This window comes from Psychrobacter fjordensis, assembly GCF_904845995.1.
GTDB classification, from domain to species: Bacteria; Pseudomonadota; Gammaproteobacteria; order Pseudomonadales; family Moraxellaceae; genus Psychrobacter; species Psychrobacter fjordensis.
Genome location: NZ_CAJGYP010000001.1, coordinates 198,240 through 221,445, shown reverse-complemented (window position 1 = coordinate 221,445; position 23,206 = coordinate 198,240). Strand labels below are relative to the sequence as shown.

General features: G+C 43.3%; 18 protein-coding genes. 14 read left to right on the top strand and 4 right to left on the bottom strand.

The genetic code is table 11. From position 1 onward, the window contains the following. The first annotated feature begins 61 nt into the window (after nucleotides 1–61). The 5 genes from nuoK to JMW61_RS00855 all read left to right on the top strand — a co-directional run bounded on the left by nuoK (nucleotide 62) and on the right by JMW61_RS00855 (nucleotide 6,461). Complete coding sequence (gene nuoK, locus JMW61_RS00875; RefSeq protein ID WP_041753378.1) at nucleotides 62–370, top strand: NADH-quinone oxidoreductase subunit NuoK; 309 nt, start codon at nucleotides 62–64, stop codon at nucleotides 368–370. 4 nt (nucleotides 371–374) lie between these two features. Next, nucleotides 375–2,249 carry an NADH-quinone oxidoreductase subunit L gene (gene nuoL, locus JMW61_RS00870; protein ID WP_201548607.1) on the top strand — a complete coding sequence of 625 codons (1,875 nt, stop codon included), beginning with the start codon at nucleotides 375–377 and terminating at the stop codon, nucleotides 2,247–2,249. Nucleotide 2,250: 1 nt separating this feature from the next. Then, complete coding sequence (gene nuoM / locus JMW61_RS00865; protein ID WP_110922268.1) at nucleotides 2,251–3,876, top strand: NADH-quinone oxidoreductase subunit M; 1,626 nt, start codon at nucleotides 2,251–2,253, stop codon at nucleotides 3,874–3,876. Between the two features lie 3 nt (nucleotides 3,877–3,879). Further along, nucleotides 3,880–5,358 (top strand): NADH-quinone oxidoreductase subunit N, encoded by a 1,479-nt coding sequence (locus JMW61_RS00860; RefSeq protein WP_201548605.1) that lies wholly within the window; start codon nucleotides 3,880–3,882, stop codon nucleotides 5,356–5,358. Between the two features lie 269 nt (nucleotides 5,359–5,627). After that, a complete protein-coding gene (locus JMW61_RS00855) occupies nucleotides 5,628–6,461 on the top strand; it encodes a ferredoxin--NADP reductase (RefSeq protein WP_201548603.1) in 834 nt (277 codons plus the stop codon). A 108-nt stretch (nucleotides 6,462–6,569) separates the two neighbouring features. Here JMW61_RS00855 and JMW61_RS00850 read toward each other — a convergent pair whose 3' ends face one another. Further along, nucleotides 6,570–7,367, bottom strand: coding sequence for a hypothetical protein (locus JMW61_RS00850; RefSeq protein WP_201548601.1), 798 nt, complete (start codon nucleotides 7,365–7,367; stop codon nucleotides 6,570–6,572). Between the two features lie 533 nt (nucleotides 7,368–7,900). On the opposite strand from JMW61_RS00850, the gene JMW61_RS00845 reads away from it, so the two are divergent. Both JMW61_RS00845 and JMW61_RS00840 read left to right on the top strand, forming a co-directional pair. Then, nucleotides 7,901–8,788: an energy transducer TonB gene (locus JMW61_RS00845; RefSeq protein ID WP_110922272.1), complete on the top strand. Its 888-nt coding sequence runs from the start codon at nucleotides 7,901–7,903 to the stop codon at nucleotides 8,786–8,788. Nucleotides 8,789–8,922: 134 nt separating this feature from the next. Then, complete coding sequence (locus JMW61_RS00840; protein WP_110922273.1) at nucleotides 8,923–9,807, top strand: mechanosensitive ion channel family protein; 885 nt, start codon at nucleotides 8,923–8,925, stop codon at nucleotides 9,805–9,807. A 26-nt stretch (nucleotides 9,808–9,833) separates the two neighbouring features. On the opposite strand, the gene ybeY is transcribed toward JMW61_RS00840, so the two are convergent. Together ybeY and JMW61_RS00830 are read right to left on the bottom strand one after the other, a co-directional pair. Beyond that, entirely contained in the window at nucleotides 9,834–10,448 is a 615-nt protein-coding gene (gene ybeY, locus JMW61_RS00835; protein WP_201548599.1) for an rRNA maturation RNase YbeY, read from the bottom strand. A 190-nt stretch (nucleotides 10,449–10,638) separates the two neighbouring features. Further along, a complete protein-coding gene (locus JMW61_RS00830) occupies nucleotides 10,639–11,730 on the bottom strand; it encodes a PhoH family protein (RefSeq protein ID WP_201550300.1) in 1,092 nt (363 codons plus the stop codon). 570 nt (nucleotides 11,731–12,300) lie between these two features. Between JMW61_RS00830 and JMW61_RS00825 the strand changes: the two genes are divergently transcribed. From JMW61_RS00825 to JMW61_RS00810, 4 genes are read left to right on the top strand one after another with little or no spacing between them, the layout of a single operon-like run. Then, nucleotides 12,301–13,647 carry a UbiH/UbiF/VisC/COQ6 family ubiquinone biosynthesis hydroxylase gene (locus JMW61_RS00825; RefSeq protein WP_227687397.1) on the top strand — a complete coding sequence of 449 codons (1,347 nt, stop codon included), beginning with the start codon at nucleotides 12,301–12,303 and terminating at the stop codon, nucleotides 13,645–13,647. A gap of 59 nt (nucleotides 13,648–13,706) precedes the next feature. Next, nucleotides 13,707–14,996 carry an FAD-dependent monooxygenase gene (locus JMW61_RS00820; RefSeq protein WP_201548586.1) on the top strand — a complete coding sequence of 430 codons (1,290 nt, stop codon included), beginning with the start codon at nucleotides 13,707–13,709 and terminating at the stop codon, nucleotides 14,994–14,996. Between the two features lie 56 nt (nucleotides 14,997–15,052). Continuing rightward, complete coding sequence (locus JMW61_RS00815) at nucleotides 15,053–16,330, top strand: hypothetical protein (RefSeq protein ID WP_201548584.1); 1,278 nt, start codon at nucleotides 15,053–15,055, stop codon at nucleotides 16,328–16,330. A gap of 54 nt (nucleotides 16,331–16,384) precedes the next feature. Beyond that, a complete protein-coding gene (locus JMW61_RS00810; protein ID WP_201548581.1) occupies nucleotides 16,385–17,356 on the top strand; it encodes a DUF3644 domain-containing protein in 972 nt (323 codons plus the stop codon). 68 nt (nucleotides 17,357–17,424) lie between these two features. Here JMW61_RS00810 and JMW61_RS00805 read toward each other — a convergent pair whose 3' ends face one another. Continuing rightward, nucleotides 17,425–18,336, bottom strand: a complete 912-nt coding sequence (locus JMW61_RS00805; protein WP_201548579.1) for a lysine exporter LysO family protein — start codon at nucleotides 18,334–18,336, stop codon at nucleotides 17,425–17,427. Nucleotides 18,337–18,541: 205 nt separating this feature from the next. Here JMW61_RS00805 and JMW61_RS00800 point away from each other — a divergent pair, with 205 nt between their 5' ends. From JMW61_RS00800 to JMW61_RS00790, 3 genes are read left to right on the top strand one after another with little or no spacing between them, the layout of a single operon-like run. After that, a complete protein-coding gene (locus tag JMW61_RS00800) occupies nucleotides 18,542–21,181 on the top strand; it encodes an alpha/beta fold hydrolase (protein ID WP_201548577.1) in 2,640 nt (879 codons plus the stop codon). A 3-nt stretch (nucleotides 21,182–21,184) separates the two neighbouring features. After that, a complete protein-coding gene (locus JMW61_RS00795; protein WP_201548575.1) occupies nucleotides 21,185–22,372 on the top strand; it encodes a patatin-like phospholipase family protein in 1,188 nt (395 codons plus the stop codon). Further along, complete coding sequence (locus tag JMW61_RS00790) at nucleotides 22,369–23,184, top strand: SDR family NAD(P)-dependent oxidoreductase (RefSeq protein ID WP_201548573.1); 816 nt, start codon at nucleotides 22,369–22,371, stop codon at nucleotides 23,182–23,184. Before JMW61_RS00795 ends, JMW61_RS00790 begins: the two co-directional genes overlap by 4 nt. The last annotated feature ends 22 nt before the right edge of the window (nucleotides 23,185–23,206 follow it).

Below are 23,206 nucleotides of genomic sequence, written 5' to 3'. Positions count from 1 at the left end.
TGTGCCGTTTGCCCATGAAGTAGCAGGCTTAGTACAGCCAGCTGTTGAGGTGCAACAGGTATTGGGTCTGATACCCATGAGCCATGGATTGATTTTGGCAGGTATCTTATTTGCTATCGGTCTATGCGGTGTCATGGTACGTCGCAATTTTCTCTTTATGCTTATGAGCCTTGAGATCATGATGAACGCGGCAGCACTAGCATTTGTGGTGGCAGGTAGCCGTTGGGTCGATCCAGATGGACAAATTATGTTTATCTTTATTTTGACGTTAGCAGCAGCAGAGGCCGCCATTGGTTTGGCAATATTATTGCGGTTTTATCATCAGCGTGGGCATTTAGATGTCGATAGCGCCAATGAGATGAAAGGATGATGTCATGAGTTTATTACCATTAACCTTTATATTCCCGCTCGTTGGCTTTTTGATTTTAGCCTTTATGCGTGACAAGCTAACAGAGCAGGCGGCAGCGATTGTCGGTGTGGGTAGCATGCTGTTATCAGCACTATGTACGCTATTCGTTAGCTATACTTTTTTAACCAGTAACCCAGCGGGTACGGTGGTCGAGATTCCACTTTGGACATGGTTCCAAGTCGGTGATTTTGCGCCAAGCTTTGGTCTTAGTTTTGACGGCTTGGCTCTAACGATGACGGGCGTCATTACAGGTATTGGCTTTTTAATCCATCTGTTTGCCGCTTGGTACATGAAAGGCGACACTGGATTTGCCCGTTTCTTTAGTTATATGAATTTGTTCGTCGCTAGTATGCTATTGCTGGTATTGGCAGATAACTTGTTCTTGCTATATCTCGGTTGGGAAGGCGTCGGTATCTGTTCTTACCTGTTGATTGGTTTTTATTACCATGACCGAGCCAATGGTATTGCGGCGATGAAAGCCTTTACCGTCACGCGTGTAGGTGACGTATTCCTGGCGTTTGGTTTGTTTTTATTATTTCGAGAATTCGGCACGCTTAATATCCAAGAGATTATTACGCGCGCGCCAGAAGTATTCGATATCAACAATCCAACGATGATGCTTACTACGATGATGTTGGTTGGCGGCGCGATGGGTAAATCAGCCCAGCTACCACTACATACGTGGCTTGCTGATGCGATGGCAGGTCCAACACCAGTATCGGCATTGATTCACGCCGCGACGATGGTAACAGCAGGCGTTTATTTAATCGCCCGTCTACATCCATTGTTTGAGCTAACGCCTGGTATCTTATTGTATTGGGTCGGTGGCGTGGGTGCATTGACGCTTATCGTTGCAGGTTTCTGTGCACTAGCACAGACAGACATTAAACGTATTCTTGCTTATTCGACCATGAGTCAGATCGGCTATATGTTCCTAGCACTCGGTGTGGGTGCATGGCAAGGCGCTATCTTCCATCTGATGACGCATGCGTTCTTTAAGGCATTGCTGTTCTTATCATCAGGTGCGGTCATCCTTGCCGTACACCATGAGCAAGACATCTTCAAGATGGGCGGTCTACGCAAAAAGATACCATTGGTATTTTGGTGCTATGTCGTCGGTGGTGGTGCACTTGCAGCCATACCTTGGGTCACCGTTGGCTTTTATTCTAAAGAAGCGATTCTTTGGGAGACTTATGCCACAGGTCATCTAGTATTGTTCTATATGGGTGTGTTCGGCGCTTTCTTAACCGCGATTTATACATTCCGTATGATTTGGATTATCTTCTTTGGTGAAGAAAAAACGCCTGCACACAAATTATCAGGTGTGTCGTATTGGTTGCCTTTGACGGTATTGCTAGTATTATCTACAGCCGTTGGTGCATGGATTACACCGCCATTAGATGGTGTCTTACCAGAGAGTGTCGGTCATCTACTAGAAGTCGCGGGTCAAGCGCATGCTAAGCATACTGCAGAGTATATCGCGATGGGTGCAATGGGCGCGGGCTTGATATTGGCAGCATTATTATATGTCGTAGATAAAGGTAGAATGCTTACCAGTTTTAAGCGCTCACGTATTGGTGGGGCGCTATATCACTGGTGCTATCATGGCCTAGGCTTCGATGCGCTATACGATGTAATTTTTGTAAAACCCTTTTTGTTCATCGGCCGCTTACTTAAAGCCGACCCTATTGATAAAACGTGGCTCATCCTACCTAAGCTGGCTTCAGCAGGTAATAAGGTGTTGTCTGCGACGCAAACAGGGTCACTTCGAGGTTATGCTGCAAGCTTTGGCTTGGGTATGGCTGTATTGCTGGTGCTGGTAATGATGACGGTGGTATAAGATGATTGAGTTACAACAAACGTGGATGCTACCAGCATTAATCGCAATTCCTTTTATTGCAGGATTGCTATGTTGGTTGGTCGAACGGTTTAATAAACGTCTACCGCGCTGGATTGCCTTAATCGGCATGACGCTGACCTTTGTATTGTCACTAGTATTGTGGCATTACGGTGACTTTAGCGGAATGAGTAAGCAAGTGATTGCCCCAAGTGCAAACGTGCCTTGGGTCGCTGAATTCAGTGTGCCATGGATACCGAGCTTTGGTATTAGCTTTCATTTAGCGTTAGATGGTTTGTCACTGATGATGGTGGCCTTGACAGGACTGCTCGGTATTGCAGCGGTTGCCTGTTCGTGGAATGAGATTCAACGCCGAGTTGGTTTCTTCCATCTGAACTTGTTATGGAGCTTAGGCGGCGTCATTGGTGTTTTCTTAGCCATTGATTTGTTCTTATTCTTCTTCTTTTGGGAGATGATGCTGGTTCCTATCTACTTCTTGATCGCGATTTGGGGTCATGATGTGGTTGGCAAAACCAAAGAGTATGCAGCAACCAAGTTCTTTATTTATACCCAAGCTTCTGGGCTGATTATGCTCATTGGTATCTTGATGTTGGTCATTATTAGCTATGCTCAAAAAGGTGTCGTAAGCTTTAATTATAATGACTTGCTCGGTACGTCACTGGGTGGTTGGGAATACCCAATCATGCTGTGTTTCTTTATCGGCTTTGCAGTGAAGTTGCCAATTATCCCTTTCCATGGCTGGTTGCCAGATGCGCATGCACAAGCACCAACGGCAGGCTCAGTGGATTTGGCTGGTGTACTGATTAAAACTGCGGCATATGGCTTGATTCGTTTTGTGTTGCCATTGTTCCCAGTAGCGTCACAGGAGTTTGCACCGATTGCCATTACTTTAGGTACGATTGGTATCTTCTATGGTGCATGGCTAGCCTTTATGCAGACCGATATGAAGCGTTTGCTGGCGTATACCAGTATCTCGCATATGGGTTTTGTGGTATTGGCAATCTATGCTGGTACATTACTCAGCTTACAAGGTTTGATGATTCAGATGCTGGCACACGGTTTGAGTTCAGCGGCATTGTTCATTATGGCTGGTCAGCTATATGAGCGCTTGCACACACGTGATTTGACCTTGATGGGTGGCATGTGGGGGCAGTTCCGCTATTACGCGCCGATATTGATGTTCTTCTGCGCAGCGTTACTGGGTATCCCAGGTACAGGTAACTTCATTGGCGAGTTCATGATTTTATTTGGCTCATTTGCTCAGTATCCTGTGTTTGTAGTCTTTGCGACGTTCAGTTTGGTGTTAGCAGGTCTTTACTCGCTTATTCTGATTCATCGCGCGTTATTTGGTAAAAACAACATCGAAGCGGTCGCAATACAAGAAACTAAGTCACATGGTTTACCACCGCGCAAACTCAAAGATTTGGGCAAGCGTGAGTTGTCATTGTTACTTATGCTAGCTGCTGGACTGGTTTGGTTGGGTCTATATCCACAGCCTTTCCTTGATACATCGAGTCACGCGATGCAGTGGATCAACAATGCATATACCTATAGTCAAGTAACACAAGTAGATGCGTCGCACCTGCTTGATGCAATGGAGGCACGTTAAGTCATGAATGATATTACGATGAATGATTTGATGGGATTGTTGCCTTATGCGCCAATCATTACCGTAGTGATTACGGTACTGGTGGTCATGATTGCCATCGCAGTTAAACGCTCACATATGGTGACGGGTACAGTTACCGTCGTTGGTTTAAATATTGGTTTATTTACTTTGCTTGGTCAAATGACTGGCATCGCAAATAGTGGAACCATGATACCAAGTGCTGAACAGTTATTTGTGATTGATAACTTTGCTCAGTTTAATATGGTAATCATTTTTATCTGTGCATTGGCTTGTTGTACGTTGTCTTATGCGTATTTAGCAAACCTTAAGGATAATAAAGAAGAGCTGTATTTGCTCATGTTGTTATCGACGATTGGTGCTTTGCTGATGGTCAGTGCTCAGCATTTAGCGTCATTCTTTATGAGCTTAGAGATGCTGTCTATACCACTGTACGGTATGCTGTCATACACCTATATGCGCAAAGACTCGCTAGAGTCTGGTCTAAAGTACCTAGTGCTATCTGCAACGGCCTCGGCCACTTTGTTGATGGGTATGGCGTTTATTTATGCAGAAGTAGGATCACTGGCCTTCAAGCCTATTAGTATAGAGTTGAGTAATCTTTTTGAATCGCCACTGTTGATATTGGGTGCGGCGATGATGATGTTTGGTATTGCGTTTAAATTGTCTGCTGCCCCTTTTCATATGTGGACGCCAGATGTGTACGAGGGCGCACCAGCACCTATCGCGACCTTCTTGGCATCTGTATCAAAAGTTGCGATGATGGCGCTTGCGGTGCGATTCTTAATTGATACTGCTTTGCTAGCACTGCCATCTGTGCAAATGCTATTGATGGTAATGGCAACCTTGTCGATCTTGGTCGGTAACTTGTTGGCCGTACGTCAGACCAGTCTGAAACGCCTACTGGGTTATTCTTCTATTTCCCATATGGGTTATGTGATGATCGTGATTGTCAGTATTGGTACGGCAGCGGATAGCATCTCTAGTATGTATATGGCTGTTTATGCGTTGACCTCGATCGGTGCCTTTGGCGTAGTGACTCTTATGTCGAGTCCTTATCGTCTATCTGGCGAAGCTGATGAGTTAACTCATTATCAAGGGCTGTTCTGGCGTCGTCCAGTGCTGACTGCTGTCATGACTATCATGATGTTGTCACTGGCGGGTATTCCGTTGACGGCTGGCTTTATTACTAAGCTATTTGCGATATTGGCTGCGGTACAAGGAACCAACTGGTTCTTAGCAGCAATGATTATTTTAGGCAGCTCGATTGGTCTATTCTATTATTTGCGCGTGATGCTTACGCTGTTCAAACGTCCTAAACAGTTTATTGAGTTTGATGTTTCTGGACAATGGGCGATGCGTACGGGCGGTATCATGATTATTGCGGTGACAGCAATGATTATCTTCTTCGGTATCTTGCCGAGCAATATGATTGAATGGTCAAGTTTGGCACGTATCTGGTAGTCTTGAGAGAGGTGAGATAAGTCGCTGCATGTGGCTTATCTACTGTTACGGTTAGAAAACCAAGATGCGCCAGCTTTATGATAAGCTTGGCGCATCTTTTATTTTGTATCGTTTAAAGTTTTTATAAAAATAACTATAGTCAAAGAAGTCTAAAACAGCTAAAAGGCAGCCGACTGCAGATAGTACAAGTCGTACATCTAAGGAGGGTAACGCCGTAGCTATTTAGTGGTTCTCTGACTATAACAATAAAAAGCGAGTGGCCATTTCTTATGAGTGACAATATTCAAACGGTAACCGTGCTGAGCAAAACCACGTGGACGCCAAACCTATTTAGTTTTACGGTCAGCCGTCCTGACAGCTTTAAGTTTACTGCCGGTCAGTTCGTGCGCTTGGGTGTCAATCCCAGTCGACTGAAGTACTATATAGAGCAGAGTGGTATGTCTGATGCTGATATATCTGATGAGGCCTTGGATGAGGATATCTTTCGCGCTTATTCGATTATTTCTTCGCCATTCGACGAAGTATTAGAGTTTTTCTCTATCGTCATCCCTGATGGGGCGTTTACCTCACAGTTGCAACATCTACAAGTAGGGGATGAGTTACTTCTTAATACCTTGCCATTTGGGTTTTTAACATTGGCGCGTTATCAGAAGCCACTGCCCAAGGATCTATGGTTGCTCGCAACAGGTACGGGTCTGGCACCATTTTTATCCATGCTACAAGATTTGAAGACATGGGAAGATTATGAGCATATTGTATTGGCTTATAGCGCGCGCTCGATAGAAGAACTAGCCTACGTCGAAAAGATCGAAGGTTTGCAAGAAGATTTTGGCTCGTTGGTTGAAAATCCAGCGAAGCTCATTTTTATCCCAATCGTTACTCGTGAGCCTGTCGACGGTGCATTGACAGAACGTCTGCCAAAGCTGCTACTGGATGGTACGTTGCAAGCGCGTGCAGGCATCGATTTAGATATCGATACTACCCATGTCATGCTATGTGGCAACCCAGATATGGTGGATGACACCAAAGAAGCATTAAAGTCGCTAGGACTGGTGATGAATCGCAGAGGCGAGGGCAATATCGCTGTAGAGAACTATTGGTAGCCATATAACTGGTTTGAGTATTCTATAGATATGCTTTGACAAAATAAAAACGCTGAGCTTCAAAGACTATTGTTTTTGAAGCTCAGCGTTTTTTATAAGGTGAAATAGTTAAACTTGGCTTGGTTCAGTCGCATCATCTACGGGATTGATAGGACCTTGCATCAACTCAGGTTCATCATCGTCACTAATGATATCTTCGTTGCTACTTGCGGCTAGTAAGTCGCGATAATTAATCTGAGTCTTTAAAATCATTTGCTCTTCTTCAAGCTCGCCATAATTCACTTGTACCTTATGTAAGGTACTCATGATTTTTTTGTTCTTTTTTAGCCAGCGATTAATATCAATGTAAATGACTTCATCTTTTGCACGGGCAATATTGATATAAGAGAGCAGAAACCCTAATGGATCTTTTTTAAGAATACTGTGATAGAACCAGACGAACAGTTTGACACCTTGGCGTTTGAGAAAAGACTCGCAGCGTAAGTTGAGTACATCAGTATATGTCTGCTGACCAAATACAAAACGTTGGACATTGCGATCGAGCTGAACATGAATCAAGCCAAAGTTACTCGCGATTTCCACATAAATGCCTGCTACATTGATCGTACAGTACAAACGAAACCAGTCATCATGCATCTCAACACGTAACTCTAAGATGGCCTTTACATTATCAGTGACGAACTTCTGTAGCGAGTCATTGACGTACTCTTGTGTCACTGGCAGCGCAAGTTCATCTTCAAATTTATCCGTTGTTCTATCATATATCTGTCTGATAGATTGGGTAAGGCGCTCCCAGCCACCGCTAAACGACTCGTCGAATCGATAGCCTAAATTGTCAAAGAATTCGTCAAAATTGTCTGAAGTATCCATGTTGTCAAAATCACTCAAACTTCTTATCCTTATCATTATAGGGGTGCATCATCGTATAGCGCGCGCTCAGAATCGCTAATCAAAAATGGTCGATGAACGTTTATTTGATAATACGATGCTTATTAAACAGTATATATTAAATATGATGGCTTCAAAATGCACACATGTACTTTGTAGTCATTCATTTGGTCGATATTGAATATCAGAAGACAGCACTGACAGCGATTATGTTTTAGAAAGTATGAATCGCGGATAATAAAAAAGCCTATTTGGTTTATCTATGTTCACTATATAGATGCTGATATCTAGGGTGCTTGCAGCCCAATCGTCAATGTTCTTTCATCTGGCGTATGGGTTTTGTATTAAGTTTGACGGTATTTTTTTAAGCGTTTGCCTAAAGAATTGTAAAGCTTGCGTGAGTGGGTTAGATTGCTAACGCACAGGTTCTCGTGGCGACATAATTCTATGTCATGGTATGATAGCGCCAGAATAAATCATACATACCATTATAATGCTTATTATTTGCTGTTTTGTATTTATAAGCTCGTACCCATAAGCTGAGATCGACTGTGGCCTATATTAAAGATTCACAAAGCTATCACTTTTCCGCACAAGTACCTAAGCGAGATATTAGCTTACCTGTTGCTATCGTTATCGCAGTTGGTGTACATGTGCTTATTATTTTTGGTGTTAGCTTTTCTATGGGGAAAGACCCCGCTGCGATGATGCAAGATGTCGCAAAAGCACTGACTGATAATATGAAGCCAAATGAGGATGCTCACTTTATTGCTGATGCCTCCCAAGAAGGCGGTGGCACGGTACAAGAACAACTGAGACAAGAGACAGATCAGATTAGCCCATTGTCTGCTGAGCAAATGAGTGAAACACAAGATGTGATTAGCTTGCAACGGCAAGTTCGACAACAGCAGTATCAAGAAAGTTATCTACGCACAACGTTAAGTTGGCGCCAGGCCAATGTAGAGTCGGATAATGACAGCAAAGAAGCACAAGATGACATGATTGCACAAGAAGAGCGTCTGCGAAAACAAGTCGCTACCTTGGAAGCTCAGTTGTCTCAGCGCCAGCAAGTGTATGCCACCAAATCGAAAGTGGTGACTGTCGATAGTAATTCAACGACACGCGGTGCAGCAGCGGACTATATCAATACGTTTCGTGAGCATGTCGAGCGCATTGGCAATCTACATTATCCCGTACAAGCGCGCGCGCAAGGCATCACTGGTGAAGTACGTCTGATGGTCATCATTAGTAGCGATGGTAATATTAAAGCCATTCGCTTACTTGAGAGCTCAAACTCAACGATATTAGACGAAGCAGCCAAACAGTCGGTTAGACAAGCCGCGCCTTTTGGTGCATTCACCAAAGATATGAGTGATATTGTCGAGTTACGTTTGATTCGTACTTATCAATACAGCGATAAAGTGAATGTGACTTATTAAGATGCTTTTTAAGATGCTTCGAATGTAATAAATGATGAAAACTAGAATAAAGCATAATAATTCATGTTTTATTCTAGTTTTTATATGACAGATACTCAAATTCATAAAACACAGATATAAAATAAAGAGTCAGTATGGAATTTTTAGGTTTTACCATAGATATTGCGGCCTTAACCAGTAATGCAGTAAGTTTGGTTATAAAAGTAGCACTAGCGATATTGATATTCGTCGTAGGACGTTGGCTTGCCAAAAAAGCAGTCGCTATTGCACAAAAAATCATGCTGCGCAGTCACTTAGATGACACGGTTGCTAGCTTTTTGGGTCGTTTAATCTACGGCGTGCTATTGGTAGTAGTCGCACTAGCAGCACTTAGCAAAGTTGGTGTGCAGACGACTTCAGTTGTCGCCATATTAGGTGGTGCTGCCGTTGCGATTGGTCTGTCACTAAAGGATCAACTGTCTAACTTTGCCGCTGGTATTATGATTGTGACGTTTCGCCCATTTGTACGCGGTGATTACGTGCAAATACTGGGTCACACAGGCACGGTGACAGAGATCAGTTTGATTAATACGCATCTGACCACGACTACCAATCACGACATTATCATTCCTAACGGTGACATCACCACAACCGCGACTATTAACTATTCGTCGTTACCCAATCGCCGCGTGGATATCACTATCGGTATTGGTTATGATGCCGATATTAAGACAGCAAAAGACATCATGATAAAGCTGGCCACCGATAATCCGTTGGCATTTACTGATCCTGCACCTATCGTCCGTGTGACCAATTTAGGGGACAATTCAGTTGATTTGACCTTAAACGTTTGGACCACCAATGCGGACTGGTGGAGCATGCAATGTGATTTGCTTGAGCAGTTTAAATATGCGCTTGATGATAACAAAATCGACATTCCATTCCCGCAGCGCAGTGTACATGTTAAAGGTTTAGAGATGTTGATGGGCAACAAAAACGAATCGCCATTGCCATCTTTAGACAAAGATCAAAATCTCTAAGGATAAAGATGTTTAAATCGCATTCACTATAAATAAGGATTTGGTAGGTTTAGGCCTGCCAAAACCTCAATTTCAAACTGCTCCATCTCATCTTGTTCAGCTTGTCCAAGCTCATGATCAAATCCAAGCAAGTGCAGCACACCATGTGTTAATAGATGGCTAATGTGCTGTGCGACTGTTTTCTCTTGTTCTGCGGCTTCACGCACGATCACATCATGACAAATAATCAGCTCACCAAGCGCTAAGGTCGGCATCAGCTCGATGATAGCGGCTGGCAAGTCACTAGGATAAGACAGGATGTTGGTCGCATAATCCTTGCCTCGTGCTTCCAAATTCAACTCACGACCTTCAGTCTCATCAGTGATATATATATCGAGTGCTTTAGATTTCGCTTCCCATAATTCAACATCAATATCTGCAAAATAAGGCAGTACTAAACCACTATTAGTTTGCTCATCTATGTAATCTAAAGTTGCCATCATCACAGGTAGTAGCGTGTCACGATGATAAAAAGTATCGAGTAGGGTGTCATCAATACTATTCGTTGCACTGATATCTAATATCTCAAAGCTTTCATCATTATTAGTGATATCAGTTGCCTTATTTTGGCTAAAACTATCATCGTCATTATACTGGCTCATATTGTTCTCTCCTTACTTTATTGTCATGTCGTTTGTTTAATTTGCTGAAACTACTCAAGGTTAACTTACCAACCCTAATCTACGACGCTAATTATCAGTCTAGCAGCAAAAAACCGGACTACTAATCAGTAATCCGGTTTTGCATTTCTATATTTGCGTTTCTAAGGTGGCAAATATCAAACCTACCATCTTATAGCTTGGCTGCGGCATTAGCGATGGCTTGTCTACGCTCTTGCTCTTTGATGCGCTCAAACTTACGCTTTTCTTCTAATATGATTTGTTCTTCATCAAACACATCATAGGCTTCGACGATTTTTTGTACCAGTTGATGGCGTACCACGTCTTTTGAGTCAAACTTGGTGATATGAATCTCTTCGATACCGCTTAAGATTTCCATCGCTTGCGCCAAGCCAGACTTATGACCCCGTGGCAAATCAACTTGGGTCACGTCACCAGTGATCACGGCTTGCGAGCCAAAGCCCAAACGGGTCAAAAACATTTTCATCTGCTCAGGCGTGGTGTTTTGCGCTTCATCCAAGATGACAAACGAGTTGTTTAATGTACGACCGCGCATATAGGCAAGGGGTGCTATTTCGATGACTTGCTTTTCAATCAGTTTGCCCACTTTTTCAACACCAATCATCTCATATAGCGCATCGTACAATGGGCGCAAGTAAGGATCAATTTTTTGTGTTAAATCACCCGGCAAAAACCCCAGTTTCTCACCAGCTTCTACCGCTGGACGCACGAGTAAAATCCGCTCAATCTCGTTACGCTCAAGCATATCAACTGCACAAGCAACGGCTAGATACGTTTTACCAGTACCAGCAGGGCCAATACCGAATGAGACGTCAGAGTTCAGCACACTTTGGACATAGGTCTGCTGATTACCACCGCGAGGAATGATACGACCTTTACGGGTGCGCAAGCTAACGGGCGTAAATTCACTAGCGATATCGAAATCTTCTTCTTCGGCAGCATCTTCTGCCTGTTGTGCCTCCGCTGCCATATCTTCGTCACGAGAGATGCTGGATTGGATGATGAGATGCAACTCTTCTGCACTGATGTCTTTTTTATTTTGAGCTTCATCCACCATTTTATAAATAATACGTTCACCACGCTCAACACCGGTCACATCACCGCTCAGGCAAAAGTCACCTTGACGCTGCATGATTTTGATATCGAGGCGTTTTTGGATATATTTCATGTGATTGTTGTATTCACCTAGCACGATTTTAAGCTGTGCTGGCGTCAATGATTCAAACTTTATACGGCGGCTCATGGAATCAGTCAAGCGATTATCCTTTTATTGTGTGCCCAAAGTGATGTTGTTTTATTAAGCTTTGGACTTAAGAGATAAAATAGTCGTTCGTTATTGTCTTGGCTTTAAATTGTAGAGATAGAAGTGACGGTAGCAATGCTGTTGGTTTTGTTGTTTGTTTTAGGAGTGGTGATAAGTAACGGTCTTGCCTTTATTATGGTAGATAGTTTTTAAATTTCAAGCCATACATCATATACGTGACGCTGTTTTTGTATGGTGATTGCAACGGTCATGCTTTATTTAATGCTTTTATGAGGCTAATGGCTTTTACGTGTCAATCTGATATTAACTTAGTCTTCAGTAATACAAGATATCACGAATTTTTAGTACACGCTTTGTCTACTGTTAAGAGCACGGAGTGATAGGTAATTTGTGGTAATCTATGAGTGATATCATAGCGCTTATAATTAAATTTAAAACACGAATAAAATGAGTAGGGTCATAAAATATAAGTGGTTGCTAGCGGCAATTAATAGCCTATTCATCAATTATAGAAAGCACTTCCCATACAATAAAGTAGGAATAATAATGATACAAAATACTGATCTAAACTTATCGAATGCTAAAAGCAAAGTTGAGAATGCAGTTGAAAACAATGTAGTTGAAAATATAGCTGATAACAGTAAGGCAATCACGGCGCAGCAAGTACTTATCGCAGGTGGCGGGCATGTTGGTTTATCCTTTGCACTGCTGCTAGCGAAACAGGGTATTGCCAGCACGTTATTAGAAAAAAATAGCTATCCAACCATCAGCCCAAACGATGATAGCAATCGTAGCCATTATTTGGACAGTCGCAATACCGCACTATCACGCCGCACGGTGCAGATTTACCAAGAGATTGGCCTGTGGGATGAGTTGCAAAGCCATGCCTGCCGTATCGACTCAGTACAGGTAAGCGAACAAGGCAGCTTTGGCCATGCGCAGCTCAATAAAGCTGAAGAAAAAGTAGAGTCATTTGGTCAAGTAATAGAAAATGCATGGCTCGGACGCAAGCTTTTATTAGCCGCGCAGCAGGAGCCGTTGATTACCTTGATTGATAATGCCAATGTCAGCGCAGTGACACAAAAATCGGATGGTGTCACGCTGAGCTTTAGCTATTACGGTGAAGAGGAACAAGCGCAGCAATTGCAGGGCAGTGTCTTGGTCGCTTGTGATGGTCGTGACTCTACCGTGCGTCAGCTATTGGATATCGGCACAACCACTTATGATTATCAACAAACAGCTATTGTGGGTGTGGTAGAAACTGGCAAGGCGCATGAGCATGTCGCGATTGAGCGCTTTAGCCCAGCAGGTCCACTTGCCGTACTACCACTGACGGATCCAGATGGCGACGGCAATGATGAGTATCAGAATGGCTATAGACGCTCGGTCGTTTGGGTCTGTCCAAAGGGCGAAGAGAAACGCTATCTAGAAGACGATGCGCATTTTTTACAGACGCTGCAGCAAGCTTTTGGTCAACGAGCTGGCAAATTCATCGCTGCTGGTCGCCGTGGAGCCTATCCACTGACACGTGTGCTAGCAGACAAGCAAGTAGAAGGTCGTTGCGTAGTCATGGGCAATGCGGCTCATACCCTGCATCCTGTAGCAGGGCAAGGCTTTAACCTCTGTATGCGAGATGCCCATGTATTGGCGCAGATGATGAGCGCACAAGTGCTCAAAGGTGCAGATATTGGTGATCCAACGCTACTCAAACGCTATGAAAAAGCACGTCTAAGCGATCAAAAACGAGTCATCCGTTTTTGTGATGCTGTGGTACATGGCTTTACCCATCCTAATCCAGTCATAAAGCTGGCAAGAAATGTGGCTCTAGTCGCCTTTGATAAACTGCCAAATATTAAACCACTGGTTGCGACCTATGCGATGGGTTTAAAATCATAATTTTATAATTAAGATTGATAACAAGTATTCTAATATCGACCAGTATTGAGAGACACCTTATGAAAAATAACCATACGCTGATTATCGGTAGCGGTATCGTTGGTGCAACGCTTGCGCTAAAACTGGCACAAGCAAAAATGCCTGTGACATTGATTGATGCTCGTCCGGCTCGTGATGAATTAGCTTGGCAAGGCGTACTAAGCAAACGTGATGCTCGAGTGTATGCGCTGAGTTTGGCCAGTATTAATTTGCTGAAAGACGTGGGTGCTTGGCAAAAGATTGCTAGCTCTGAGCGTAAGGCTGATTACTCACAAATGCAGGTATGGCAACTGAATGGTAGGGGCGAGCTGCTATTTGGTGAGAGTAGCGAGAACTTTGGTAATAGTAGTGATGATCCTTCTAACTCTATCATGCCGCGAATGCTCGGTAGCATGGTCGAGCCAGCCGTCATTGAGCATGCATTGTGGCAACGCTTATGTGAGGATGATGTCAGTGATTATCTGACCATCATCGCGGGACAAAAAGTCACAAACATGGACTGGCTGGGTGCAGCGTCAGGATACCGTATCACCGTTGATAACGGTACGGTGATTGACGCTCAGTTATTAGTGGGCGCGGATGGTCGAGGCTCATTTGTACGTAAACAGGCAGCGATTGGTCTAGATACACTCGATTATAATCAAACCGCGATTTGCTGTGCGATTCATACCGAAAAACCACATCAGGCAACCGCACGTCAGGCGATGTTGCCCACGGGTACACTGGCGTTATTACCATTAGCAGATATCACTGATGAAGACAAAGCTGATTCGCAACATTGGCAGTCGATCGTATGGACGTTACCACGCAATCAGGCCTTGGCATTGATAGAGGAAGATGACCGTGTTATCGCTGATAAGCTGGCTGCTGCCTGTCATTATGAGTTGGGTGCTATCAGTCAGATTGAATCCATTGCTAGTTTTCCACTGACCGCGCAACAAGCTAATAGCTACGTCGCTGATAACTTGGTATTAATCGGTGATGCGGCACATGGTGTGCATCCGCTGGCAGGTCAAGGGCTGAATCTGGGTATGCTCGATGTGCAAGTATTGAGCGAGCAATTAGTGCACGACTTTACTCGTAGTGGCGGTACGATTTGGGGCAGTAATCAAACCTTGCGTAGTTACGAGCGTTTGCGTCGTCCGCATAATAGCCTGATGATGCACAGCTTTTCTGCGCTTAATTGGTTGTTTGCAGGGTCGCTGGCGCAATTACGTCCCGTACAGCAGATACGTAGCGAAGGCATGTACCGTGTTGGCAAAATGAAGCCGCTCATGCGTTTGTTTGCTAAGCAGGCGAGTGGCGTCTAAGCGCTTAAAGCTCAACCACCGTCTATCTTAAACCAAATATCCTAAGGTAACCCCTTATGCTCATCCCTAAATACTGGGCGCAATATAAACAGCGCTTTGAATTGTCAGAAACAGATGATAACGCATTCGATGACTTTAATTCTAAGCAAGCAACTATTAAGCGTTATGGTTGGTCGGATGTTAGTCAAGTAGAAGCCTTGGCTCATGCTAAGGCTCGAGTGAAAGAGGCTCATCAACGCTGGCTAGACGGCGAGAATATTGTCAGACGCGAGCGTAGGGAGGAGTATAACGAAAGTAATGGCATTCCCATTCGTGAGCAGATTATTTCTAAACAGAGTTTGTCAGAGAGTGGCCTAACTGCAGGTGATTTAGAGAGTAAGGCATCTGATACACAGCTTGTTGTCACGCGTAACAGTTACGGTGCACAGGTTGCTAACGTCAATAATATTGCGATTATCGATGTTGATAATAACGACTTATTGCATCAAAAATATCCGGATGAGTATGACAGTCATGGCTTTATAGGGATAATTAGGAAGTCGAATAATGTTTCAAATAAATCTAAGGCAAACGATCCGAATCAGTCATCACTAAATAACCATGATAAACCAGTATCAATGAAACCATTTGTATGGACTGTCGTGATTGCTGCAATTATTTTAGCAACTTTTATCGCGATGAAATCATTATCATGGCTATGGTTGCTTTTATTTTTAGGAGTAGCGACGGCAATACTATGGCAGCAAGCCAGTAAGTATGATCAGGAACAGCATCAAAGATATATGGGTCATGTGGCCTCATTGCAGACCTATATAATAGATTTGATTCAGCAGCGCGTCGCCAGCCATTCACAAGAATCCTTTCGTTTATATGAGACGCCTGCAGGCTTTCGTATTATGGCTACCCACGATACTATCTCGCCAAATGATGCGTTAGTTGTAGATTGGTTTGAGTATTTCCATGCCGATGCCAATTACGTGCGTCTCTGTCAGGCGCAGCAGTGTTTTCGAGCGCGGCTCACTGCTAAACCGTGGCGTATGGCTGAGGTTGCGGATAAAAAACTTGCTAAAGATATTCCTGCCAAAAACTTTTGGTTTGACGCTGAGAGCATGGATGCAGATAGTAGTATTGAGCAACGTCAAAATGAGTTAAAGGCGCGGAAAGAGTGGATTAACAATTACGATAAATATGCTAAAAACTATAGAGCCTGTCGCTATGTTGAGCGCTTTACTGGTAAAGAAGCTAGCTATTCATTAGAGCATAAAGACATACAGGGATTTATTGAGTGGCATGATAGGGCTTGTCAGGTGGATAAAGAGCTGGAGATGGCTTAAGGAATATAATATTTAGATGTTAACGGCTTCATAAAAAAGTAAAAGGATTTTAATATGAGCATTCTTAGAAAGGGTACGAAAAAATACGAATTGGTTAAAAAGTCGAGAGAGTCTGCTTTGGCGGCAGTTCAGATATTTAACAACCCTAATATTACGTTTAAGTCTGAAGCATTCTCAGTTTTAATCATAATTAGTTGGACGTATCTTTTACATGCTTATTATGAAGATAAAAATATTGATTATCGTTATTATAAAAAGCCAAATGAACGTAAAATTTTTGATAGAACTAAACATGGTGCATATAAACACTGGGAGCTTGAGAGATGTTTAGATAATACGAATAGCCCAATAGATAGAGAGTCTGCCTTAAATTTAAAGTTTTTAATAGGCTTACGTCATGAGATTGAGCATCAGATGACATCTAGGATTGATGATAGTTTGAGTGCTAGATATCAGGCATGCTGTTTAAACTATAATTACTACATCTGCAAGTTTTTTGGTAAAGAGTTCGGTATAGAAAAACATTTATCATTTAGCTTGCAGTTCTCAAGCATATCCGAAGAACAAAAAGATCTTTTATCAGAGTTTGAGGATTTACCTAGTAATATTAAAAGTTATATAACTCGCTTTGATGACTCTGTTTCAGATGAAGATTTTGGCAGTCCAAAATATGCTTATAGAATATTGTTTGTGCCCAAAACTGTTAATAAAAGAGGACAAGCAGATAAAGTAATTGAGTTTTTAAAACCAGACGATCCATTGGCTGCAAAGGTAAATACAGAGTATCAGTTGATAAAAGAGACTGAGAAAGTTAAATATCGACCTAGTAAGATCAAAGAGCTAATGAATAATGCTGGATTTGTAGGTTTCTCGATTCATCATCATACAAAATTATGGCAATCTTTAGATGCAAAAAATAATTCAAAAGGATATGGCGTAAAGATTGAGCAGCAATGGTATTGGTATGAAAGGTGGTTAGATGTGGTGAAGCAGCATTGTCGAGACAATGCAAATATCTACCAATAAAAATACTTTCAAAGCACCTGTTATTGAGATGTGCTTTCACTAGATTCGAACTGGAGTTATGGCTATCATCACCCCAACGCCGAAAACAACACCATCAATACGGGTGAGACAATATTAATAATAAAGCCAAAACTAATTGCCAATGGTACAACCTTTAGACCGCCTGATTGCTGAATGATTGGCAAGGTAAAATCTAAGCTCGTCGCCCCGCCAAGCCCTACTGCAGCTGATGGATATTTTCGCATAAATACTGGGATAAATATCAAGGCAAAGAACTCACGCACCAAGTCATTGAATAAGGCGACACTGCCCCAGACGGCGCCATAAGCATCGGTCATCACAATGGCAGATAGTGAATACCAACCAAATCCTGATGACAGAGCCAAGCCTTTTGTCCATGATACATCACTGAACATCAGCGCAAAAGTTAAGCCACCTGCCAATACTGCTATCGTAAAGATAACACTTATCTCAACGCCACGTTTATTGAGTAGGACTTCTTTGAGCGTAATGCCTGAACCCTTTAAACCAATACCGACCAGCAAGATTAGTATCATTAGCAGAGCAGTCATGGTGTTTTCTGGTGGCATGTAGTTCGCTGGTAGGAAATAGCCAATTACCATGCCGATTACTACGCAAACGACTTGGGCGAGGCTGCCACGAATACTGACGCGATGCTCTTTAGATTTGACGCTGGGTTTTTTAGCCTGCCATGGGCGCATGTTATCGAATATCATCAAAGCTAGTAGACCAGAGCCGATAGTGAGGATTGAAAGCACAGCAACATAAAGCGCAATCTCACCTACTTGACCGCCTAAGCCCTCGACTTGCGATAGCTCAATGCCAATTAGCGCTAAAATGACAAACACTAAATAAGATAAGCCCTTATCCGCAAGCCTTGTCATAGTGGGATTAGAAGGAATGGCAAAGCCAATAAACATTGGCATTAAGACCAAAATAAGGGTAACTATGCTTTGCATAACGGCAGACTCGTGGGTTTTAATAAGGCATTTTTAAGAAGCTGAAGATTGTAACATATCAAGTTACAAATGCTGGTATCGGCAAACCATATTCTTTATAAAGCCTGATTTTATGGACTATAATTAGATTTATAGCTATGGTTAAGTATTTACTTAATAAACTTTTGTTGCTAGATTAAGACACCGAAAATACGTGGTTGGCATTATGTCGCTATATCAGCTCAAGCCTAAATTTCAAGATCAGCTGCGACCGCTGAGTAATGCGTTGGTCGCAAAGAGCATCACTGCCAATCAAGTCACTGTATCCGCAGTATTATTGAGTGTGGGTACGGCTTACGTGATTGCTAAGCCTGCGACTGAGCAGCAAGCGTTATGGCTTCTATTGCCTTCATCATTATTTGTACGGATGGCACTGAACGCCATCGACGGAATGATGGCGCGCGAGCATGGTCAAGCTACTAAACTGGGTGCAGTACTAAATGAGGCGGGCGATATTGTTGCTGATACGGCACTCATTGCCAGTTTGGTTCCGTATATAGCTAAACATGATTTACGAATTCATTCTGAACGACACACTCTCACGAGTAAGTTGCCAACCACTCAGCAGCATATCAGTAGTATTGTAGCGTTGAGTATTAGTAGTGAGCTACTCGCTATCGCCAGCAATACGATGCTAGGAGTTAGGGCAAATCAAGGGCCTTTAGGGAAAAGCGACCGTGCTCTAGTGCTAGGTATACTTGGTACCGTTATCGGTAGCAAGATACCGTTATCGCTTTCTCCTAAAAGAATCGTGCAGTTGTCCCTGTTGGTAGAGACGCTATTATTAAAAACTTGCCTAAACCGCTTACGTTATATGGCCAATTTATACTTGATGCATCAGCCACCGGTTCTGCGATCCGTACTATGTGAGTCGACAAACAACTCGCTATCTCTTAATACTGTTTTACCAAATAATTCTACTGATAACACTCGCCCATTGGAGTTCAAAGAAATGCCAACGACCACCGTTGATAGTCAAAAATCAGAAAAACAGGCTAGCGTTAGTTTTGAGAAGTCTTCAGCCGCAATCATTAATGGTGAAAGTTGCTACAACGCTTATGATGGCACTGCTATTTATTATCGCTACTGGCTCACGATGCCTTTAGAGGACGTGAAAAAAGCCAATCAGCCTCTACGTCAAGTTATTCTATTGCATCGAGGTCATGAGCATTCGGGACGATTGGCAGAGCTAGGACAGCAGTTTGCAGCGGCAGGCTATCAAGTATTTGCATGGGATGCGCGAGGTAATGGTCGCTCAGGTGGTATCAAAGACCATGCTGAGAGCGTTACTGAGCTTGAGCGCGATTTAGACGGTTTTGTGCAGTTGGTGATTGGGCAGACAGGCATTGCTATCGAGGATACGCTGATTGTCGCCAGTAGTATCGGCGCGGTACTGGCGGCAGCGTGGGTGCATGATTATGCGCCTAATATTCGCGGAATGATATTGGGTACACCTGCACTAAGCATTCGCTTGTATATGCCTTTTGCGATACTGTCATTGAAAGTAGCGCGTACGTTAGGTCTGATGTCACGTGTTAGTAGCTATGTTAAAGCGCAAGTATTGACTCATGATAAGGACGCGCAGCAAGCTTATAATGCTGATCCGCTCATCTCGAATAGTATCTCAACTGATTTGTTGATTGATACACATGCCACAGGTCAACGTTTGCTAGATGATGCCGGTGCCATCACCGTACCGACGTTTGTCTTATGTGCAGGTAAAGACTACGTGGTGGATAAGCAGGCTGAACGCACGTTTTACGAAGCGATTAATACATCTACTAAACGCTGGCAATTATACCCCGACAGCTATCATGCAATCTTTCATGAGACCAATAAAGCAGATGTCTTTGCCGACTGTATTGATTTCGCTGAACAAGTATTTAGCACACAAGTCCAAGCACCTGATTTGAGTAGTGCTCATTTGAATAGCGCGAGTAAAGATAAGGTAGACCGCTTAGCGATTAAGCCATTCAATCCAAGCTTTGCGATTACCCGTTTTGCGATGCAAAAGTTCGGTCATGTTAGCGATGCGATTGCGACAGGGCTTGAGCATGGGTTTGATTCTGGTCACTCGCTTGATCACGTCTATTACAATCAGCCGAGCGGTCAGAATAAATTTGGTCAAGCAATTGATAAGTTTTATTTAAGTAATATCGGCTGGCAAGGTATTCGTATACGCCGCGCCCATATCTTAGAGCTGGCACGTATAGCACTTGCAGATATTGAAGGTAAAAATCAGAGTAGTACTAAACAATACCAACCAAAGCTGTTAGATATCGCTAGTGGCCATGGCTTTTATGCCTTTGATCTATTGACAGAGTTTACCGATTTGCATGCTGAGCTGCGCGATTATGAGATGCATAATATCCAAGCATTGCAAGCAAAAGCAGAGCAGTTAGAAATTGCTGATCGAGTCATTGCTTGTCAAAAAGATGCTTTTGACGTGGCAAGTTATCCTGATTCTGATGACACAAAATTTGATGTGGCCATCAGCTCAGGCGTTTTTGAGCTGTTTTCTGATAATGCGTTACCAGCGACAGCCTTAGCGGGAATTTATGACAGTTTAAAAGCGGATGGTTATTTAATTTATACCAACCAACCGTGGCACCCTGAGCAAGAGTTTATCAGTAAAACGTTGAACAACCACCGTGGCAGCAGTTGGGTGATGCGTTGTCGCTCGCAAGCCGAGATGGATCAATTGGTTGAACGTGCGGGCTTTAAAAAGGTTGCCATGCGTATCGACCGCTTTGGTATCTTCACCGTGTCATTGGCGATTAAAATTGTACCAATCGATGATAAGTAATAAATGACTAATAACCGTACCAAGCCTTATGAGCGTGTCCAACTTTTTTCCGGAGGTGGCTCACGTTTTGGCTATTACTTAGGCAGCTATGCGGCGTTGGTCGAGCATGACCTAAAGCCAGATATGATCATTGGTACTTGCGGTGGGAGCTTATCCGCTTATCTGGTCAACCTAGCTCCTGACCCCAAAGATTTGCAAGCGTTGATGTGCAGTCGCGAATTGTCTCGTGTCATTGCTGCAATTAGGCATGTTTCACCAGATGAAGCTAATAGGCGTTTAAAAATGCGTTATATGACCAGTGCGCTCAACCGTTGGCGATTGTCAAAGCAACAAGGTAATGGACAAAGACAGCAGCAAGCAGACAGCTATGGACAATTATTAGACGAGTTACAGCAGTTGGCGATGTTTCGTATCGATGACGAGGCGCGATGGCTCGATGAGCTATTTAGCTTTGCATCTAGCGAAAATGGCAGTAGTCAGTCTAATGCTAGCACCCCTGAGATAGCCATCATTGCCAGTCGCCTTTATCAAGCGCCTGTTGATGGTTTATATAATGAAAAGCTAACGCTGCAAGAATTATTATTTGCACCGCCACGCTTTGAGCATTCTGTATCAGATCTGACTGACGGGGAAATGAAATCACCTGCACATACATTGGCAAATGGTCGTATACATCAGGCGGTAGAGATACGGACTCAATGGGATTTTGCGTCAGTGGTTCGTGCTTCTATGGCCGACATGTATTATCTACCGCCTATACATATTACAAAACTTGGTTGGTGCTTAGGTGGGGTCATCAATCTCACACCGATTGAGCTAGCCTGTCAGTTGGGTGATAGCGTATTTGCAGAGACTAAGGCAGGGTATGACTCATGGCTGGCTGCTCCCGCGATTCAGCGTGTTTTTGGTTTTGATCCTAATGAGCGACTGGCAGCAGTACACGGTTATCAACCGATGGAAGTGTCGTCGCACACTAATACTGCTAGCGAAAAACATCGGCTACACTGGCTACCATTTGCCGATAATGAGCAGCAGTTAGCGGGCCAAAATGTGCAAAAGCGTTTTAATATAAAACAAATGACTGTTGAGCTGATACACAGTAATTACGACGGCTTTGTGCAGCAAATGCAGGCGCAATGGCAATATGGCTACCAGCGCACGGCCGACTATATACAGCAGCATAATTTATGAAAATTCTCGTAGAAGATACCGCCGAAAATCATACGCCGCATATTATTGTCGTTGGTGGTACGAGTGGTCTTGGCTTGGCATTGGCTTTGCATCATTTGCAGCTTGGCTGGCAGGTGAGCATTATTGGAAGTAACGAGGCAAAGATAGCCGACATTAATAACCAGCATCCTACCGTCGTGACTTATGTGTGCGACTTAACGGATGTTATCCAAACACAGAGTCTATTAGATGAATTGTCAGCTACAAGCTTTCAAAGGCTCATATATAGTGCGGGTAGTTATACCAATGAGCGTACGCATCAGTTGAATCAAGCAGACAGCGACCAAATGCTAGCGATTAACTTGCAGGCGTTTGAGCAGGTTTTTAGATGGGCAAGCAGTCAGTTAAAGCAGCAACATCAGTCGCTCGATGTCACTAATAATGTTAGATCTAGCCTAATTTGTATCGCCTCTATCGCTGGCACGATGGATTATCCTTATGCAAGTCTCTATGCTAAAAGCAAACGCGCGATGATTATGGCTGCTAGCGCTTATCGAGCAGCACTTGCACCTTATAATATCCAAGTGAATTGTATTGCCTCAGGCTATATCGATACCCAAGCATTGCGTGATTTAAATGACGGTGATGCCAGTCATAAACCCTTTATCATGAGCACGCCAACAGCGGTTGATGAGGTTATGCAGGCGATTGATAATGATGTTGAGTTAGCCGTGTTTCCACGCTCAATGCGCTATATCACAAGGATCTTAAACCATTTACCTAAACCCTTACTCAACCTAATATTGCGCAGTAAGCTAGATAAGCCTTCTTAACCGAGCACTGTCTTAATCAAAA